We start from the raw sequence: 5681 nt of genomic DNA on the forward strand, positions 1-5681 counted from the left end.
GGTTATCTGTTTTATGCAAAAAAGTTAAGTTATATATTGACTCCGCAACGGTTCGGTTTATTTGTTGGTCGCCATTCATCCCCAACTTTTTGAGAAGATGGGGTATTCTGGCGACATTGGGATAAAATTGTGTCTAGGAATTGACTATTTTAAAGCATTCAACTCCTAGGGTAAGAAATTTCAAGGATCTCTCTCGCTAGTATTTATGAGCTTTATTGCTGTTATTGATTATGATATGGGCAACCTGCACTCTGCCTGTAAGGCCTTAGAAAAAGCAGGAATTACCCCAAAAATTACTGATTCTCCTGAAGATCTGGCAAATGCTAAAGGAATTGTTTTGCCAGGGGTTGGGTCTTTTGATCCTGCGGTGCAGCATTTGCGATCGCGTCATTTGGTAGACCCCATTAAAGCGGCGATCGCTCAAGGTAAACCCTTTTTAGGCATTTGTTTAGGGTTACAGATTCTTTTTGATGGGTCGGAAGAAGGGCAAGAACCAGGTTTAGGCATTATTCCTGGGATGGTTCGTCGTTTCCATTCTGAACCGGATTTAACCATTCCTCACATGGGCTGGAATCAGTTACACTTGACACAATCGGATCTCAGTATCTGGCAAGGGTTGCCGAGGGAACCTTATGTTTATTTCGTCCATTCTTATTATGTTGATCCCATCGATCCTCAAGTGCGGGCCGCTATGATAACTCATGGCAGTCAAAGGGTGACTGCGGCGATCGCTGTTGATAATTTAATGGCGGTACAATTTCATCCAGAAAAATCCTCCGATAATGGTTTACAAATTTTGTCAAATTTTGTCAAATTAGTAAATAATTCATAGTTAATTATTTACTATGAGAATTTATGGAAATCGACTGATCCAAACCTTACCAGGAGAGTTAACTCGTCCCACCTCTGCTAAGGTCAGAGAGGCCTTATTTAATATTTGGCAAGGACAAATAGAAGGGTGTCGCTGGTTAGATTTATGTGCGGGTAATGGTTCAATGGGAGCAGAAGCATTATGTCGGGGTGCTAAGGAAGTTATTGGGATTGAAAAGTCAGGAAAAGCTTGTGCAATTATTAATGATAATTGGGGGAAAGTTGCAAACTCTGAACAGCAATTCAAAGTGATTCGAGGGGATATTATCAAAGAATTAAAAAAATTAATAGGACAAAAATTTGAGAGAATTTATTTCGATCCCCCTTATCGTAGTCAATTATATCAACCTGTTTTAGAAATCATTACGACTCAAAAACTTCTGGCAGAACAAGGAGAATTGTCCGTTGAACATAATCCAAAATTTTGGTTAGCAAAGGACCTAGAAGGATTAGAAATTTGCCGTCAAAAACATTACGGAAATACAAGTTTAACCTTTTATAAATAAAAACTCCATAACCAAGCCATTAAGATCCCAAATACGGCCCCAATTAATGTATTAATAATATTGACAATTTCATTGGTCATCCATTGCCATTTTTCTTGTAAGGTAGCACCAATAACACTCTCTAAATTAGTGGCAATAAAGGCAGCAATTATACACCAAATAACTCCCATGAAGTTGATTAAACCAAGACCCCAACCTAACCCAGCAATAACCCCAGATGCCATCATTCCAGCTAAAGTTCCTTCTAAGCTTATGGCCCCTTCTGTTCCTGGGGAAACTGGTTTTAAGGTGGTAATTAAAAAGGTGCGTTTTCCGTAAGCTTTTCCCACTTCTGAGGCCGTTGTATCGGAGAGTTTGGTGCTAAAACTGGCTACATAACCGATGATTAATAATGATGGCCAAGGGGACTCGACAAATAGGGTTGCTACGGCGCAAATTGTGGCGATTAAGGCTGACCCCCAAACATTCTCTGGCCCCCGCATTCCTGACCGTTTTTCAGCAATTCCTGCGGCTTCTTTCTGGGCCATCCCAATACGGGTTACGGCTGATCCCACTAAGAAATAAAACATGACAATTGTATAACCTTTCCAGCCCAAGGTTCCCCAGACAATTACCCCTAAAATCCAAGCATGAATATAGCCCCATAAAGTCAATAATTTTTTCGGGGAAATTAAGGCAAACGCCAACAAGCTGCTATTTGATATTATACCAATAATCCAAGGATTGCTCAAGGAAAATTCAACCATGATTTTGATTAATATATTTTTATCTTAGGTTAGCATAATCTACTTCTTTTGGCTAATAAAGCGGTTCCATAAGCGGCTTCAGTCTGGCGAGAAATCGTCACAGGAACCTTTAAATAATCTTCTCTAATTTTCGTCCAAGTTTGATTTTTTGCCCCACCCCCTGCTGTATAAACTTGAGTGACAGGGGTTGCTCCTAATTGTTGTAATTTTAGGTAGCCAAGGGCTTCAATTTTTGCCATACTTTCTAATAAGCCTTGCAAAAATATAATAGGATTATCGGGTTTTTGTTTAAGCTTTGGCGATAAATTAGGGTCATTAATAGGAAATCTTTCTCCTGGCTTTAAAAGGGGATAATAATCCAGATTTGTGGGTTTATTTATCTCAATTTTCTTACTTAAATCTTCTAATTTTTGACTATTAAAAAACTGTTTTAAAACAGCCCCACCTGTATTAGAGGCCCCGCCCGTTAACCATAAATCTCCAAAACGATGGCTATAAATTCCCGATGAACTATCATTAACAGGCGTTTGACTTAATAATTTTAAAACCAAGGTTGATCCGAGGGAGGTAACAGCTTCTCCAGGTTGCTTAACTTGACTCGCTAAAAATGCTGCTATACTATCTGTTGTGCCTGTACAAACAAGACAATTGGGGTTAAAATTAAAGTGTTTTATTATCTCTAATTTGATAGTTGCTACTACTGTACCTGGGGGCAAAACTTGGGGTAAAATTGAAGAAATTGGTAGGTTTAGTAACCAATCAGGATAACATAAATTTTCGACATCATAACCTAATTTTAGGGCATTATGATAATCACTAATTCCCAGTTTTCCATGTAATAAAAATCCTAACCAGTCTGCTTGATGAAGCAAATAACAAGCTTCTTCAAATATTGGTGTTTGCTGCCACCAAAAAAGTTTAGCTAAACTGGAAGTAGCACTACACACTAAATGACCTTTAGGCGCAATTTTTTCGATCTTTTCTAAGACAATCTTTCCCCTAGCATCATTATACAAAATTGGGTCATCTATAGGGTTTCCTTGACTATCACATAGTAAGACAGTTGAGGAAGTTCCATTAATGGCAATAGCAGAAATTTTTTGACGGATTTCTACAGGAATACTATATAATAATTGATCCAGGGTATTTGCCCAAATATTAACTAAATTATTAGACTGATTTTCTGCAAATAAACAATGGGTTTCAAATTGAATATGCTCAGGTTCATTAATAACAATTGCCCTCGCCCCAGAGGTACCAAAATCAATTCCTAAATACAACATAATTAACGTAAATTAGGACGTAATTTATAATGACGATAAGTTTGATAATCTTCTAGGATTTTATCATGATCAAAGCAAAGATTTTTCGGTAATTCCCAAAGATCAAAAATTCTAATATTTTTGGCATCATCTGCTGCTTTAGGTTGTCCCGTTGCTGTGGCAATAAAGACAATACTAAGGGTATGTTTTCTATGATCTCGTTTGGGGTCAGAATAGACATGAAATTGTTCAATTAATTTAACCGATAAACTCACCTCTTCCACCGCTTCTCGAACAGCCGCATTTTCAACAGTTTCTCCATAGTCAACAAACCCCCCTGGTAAGGCCCAACCATAGGGGGGATTTTTTCGTTCAATTAAAATAATTGGTCGATGGGGTTGATCAATGAGTTCAATAATGATATCCACTGTAGGAACAGGGTTCCGAAAAGTCATAAGATTTTCCTAGGGTTAAAACTGTTACTTAACTATACAATAAAAATAAAAAATGAGACACAATTATCGCTAAAATAATAAAGGCAATAGGGACAAGATTTTTACGACTATGAGAACTGACGATACTTCTCTTAATTCTCAAATTAAAAAGTTCAATCAACTGCAAAATAAGTTACGTCAATATTGGCAAGGGAAAGACCTTTTTGAACAAGATGGCTATGATATTTTGGTGCTTCCTTCTTTCAGTATTGATCAAAAAGTTGGGCAAAAAGTTTCGGGTTTTCTTCATTATGAAGAACGATTATTATTTTCATTAATTCGCTTAAAAAATCCGAAAACAAGACTGATTTATGTAACCGGACAACCTCTGTCACCAATTATTATTGAATATTACTTACAATTATTGCCCGGAATTCCTTTTTCTCATGCCCGCGATCGCCTACTTCTTTTAACAACTTATGATAACTCTTTTAAGCCCTTAACGCAAAAAATTTTAGAGCGTCCTCGCTTAGTTGAACGCATTCGTCGGGCCCTTCGCCCGGATAAATCTTATATGGTCTGTTTTAATTCCACGTACTTAGAACAAGAATTATCTTTAAGGTTAGAAATTCCCTTATTTGCGTCTTCTCCCCAATTAAATTATTGGGGGTCTAAAAGTGGCAGTAGAGCAATTTTTTCCGAATGTTCTATTCCTCATCCTGATGGCAGTCCCTTAGTTAAAACCGTTGATGACCTAGTCTTACAAACCAATCAATTATGGGAACGTCAACCAAATTTACAGAAAATTGTTATCAAACTTAACGAAGGATTCTCAGGAGAAGGAAATGCTGTTTTAGATTGCAAAAAAATTGCAGAATTTGCTCCAAATAAAGCGAATAAATCTGATAGAATCTCGGCAATTAGTAAGAGTTTTAATGGCTTAAGTTTTCAAGCAAAAGAGGAAACTTGGTCAAACTTTTCCAGTCGCATTCCCGAATTAGGGGCAATTGTTGAAGCCTTTATTGAAGGGGAAGAAAAGCGTTCTCCTAGTGTTCAAGGTTATATTACACCCAATGGAGAAGTCAAAATTTTGTCTACCCATGATCAAATTTTAGGGGGCCCCGATGGACAAATTTATTTAGGCTGTCGTTTCCCCGCCGATCAAGCTTATCGTTTAGAACTTCAGGCTTTAGGCTTAAAAATTGGTCAAGCACTCGCAAAACGGGGCGCAATGGAACGCTATGGAGTGGATTTTTTAGCCGTTCGTAAGGTAACACATCAAGGAGAAGAATGGGACATTCAAGCTATTGAAATTAATTTAAGAAAAGGAGGAACAACTCATCCATTTATGACCCTTAAATTATTAACTAATGGCAGTTACGATGAAACAACTGGATTATTTTATACCCAACAAGGTCAAGAAAAATATTATATTGCTTCTGATAATTTACAAAAGCCTCAATATGCGGGACTACTGCCCGATGATTTAATGGATATTATCGCCAAACATCACTTACATTTTGATAGCAGTAATAAAACAGGGACTCTGTTTCATTTAATGGGTGCATTATCTGAATTTGGCAAATTAGGGTTAACTTGTATTGGGAATTCTTTAGCTGAAGCTGAAGCTATTTATCAACAGGTAGAGCAGGTTTTAGATAAGGAAACTGAAACCATAAACGATGTTTCAGGGGAATTAATTACCCCCAATCTTCCTATTATTTGGACATTATGAGATGAACTACCCCGCCGTAAAGACGGACGGGGTTTCTGAATCCCCATCTACTTTACTTTGAGATTTTTGACGCTTCACTTGCCCTAGTTGCTTCATCGAACCAGTATGCTTACGCTTACTTATCGAGT

The 5681-nt window shown here is 37.5% G+C and carries 6 protein-coding genes; 3 read left to right on the top strand and 3 right to left on the bottom strand.

The window, feature by feature from the left end:
* Positions 1–205 precede the first annotated feature (205 nt).
* Both hisH and rsmD read left to right on the top strand, forming a co-directional pair.
* Positions 206–832 (top strand): imidazole glycerol phosphate synthase subunit HisH, encoded by a 627-nt coding sequence (gene hisH, locus VB715_RS21785; protein WP_323303296.1) that lies wholly within the window; start codon positions 206–208, stop codon positions 830–832.
* Between the two features lie 13 nt (positions 833–845).
* A complete protein-coding gene (rsmD, locus tag VB715_RS21790; RefSeq protein ID WP_323303297.1) occupies positions 846–1376 on the top strand; it encodes a 16S rRNA (guanine(966)-N(2))-methyltransferase RsmD in 531 nt (176 codons plus the stop codon).
* Here rsmD and VB715_RS21795 read toward each other — a convergent pair.
* The 3 genes from VB715_RS21795 to VB715_RS21805 are packed head-to-tail and all read right to left on the bottom strand — an operon-like array spanning position 1367 to position 3839.
* Positions 1367–2122 carry a TIGR00297 family protein gene (locus VB715_RS21795; RefSeq protein WP_323303298.1) on the bottom strand — a complete coding sequence of 252 codons (756 nt, stop codon included), beginning with the start codon at positions 2120–2122 and terminating at the stop codon, positions 1367–1369. The two genes, rsmD and VB715_RS21795, sit on opposite strands and share 10 nt — an antisense overlap.
* A 29-nt stretch (positions 2123–2151) precedes the next feature.
* Positions 2152–3405 (bottom strand): FGGY-family carbohydrate kinase, encoded by a 1254-nt coding sequence (locus VB715_RS21800; protein WP_323303299.1) that lies wholly within the window; start codon positions 3403–3405, stop codon positions 2152–2154.
* Between the two features lie 2 nt (positions 3406–3407).
* Positions 3408–3839: an NUDIX hydrolase gene (locus tag VB715_RS21805; protein ID WP_323303300.1), complete on the bottom strand. Its 432-nt coding sequence runs from the start codon at positions 3837–3839 to the stop codon at positions 3408–3410.
* A gap of 109 nt (positions 3840–3948) precedes the next feature.
* Between VB715_RS21805 and VB715_RS21810 the strand changes: the two genes are divergently transcribed.
* Positions 3949–5553, top strand: coding sequence for a peptide ligase PGM1-related protein (locus VB715_RS21810; RefSeq protein WP_323303301.1), 1605 nt, complete (start codon positions 3949–3951; stop codon positions 5551–5553).
* Positions 5554–5681 lie beyond the last annotated feature (128 nt).

It is taken from the genome of Crocosphaera sp. UHCC 0190 (genome assembly GCF_034932065.1).
Lineage (GTDB): Bacteria > Cyanobacteriota > Cyanobacteriia > Cyanobacteriales > Microcystaceae > UHCC-0190.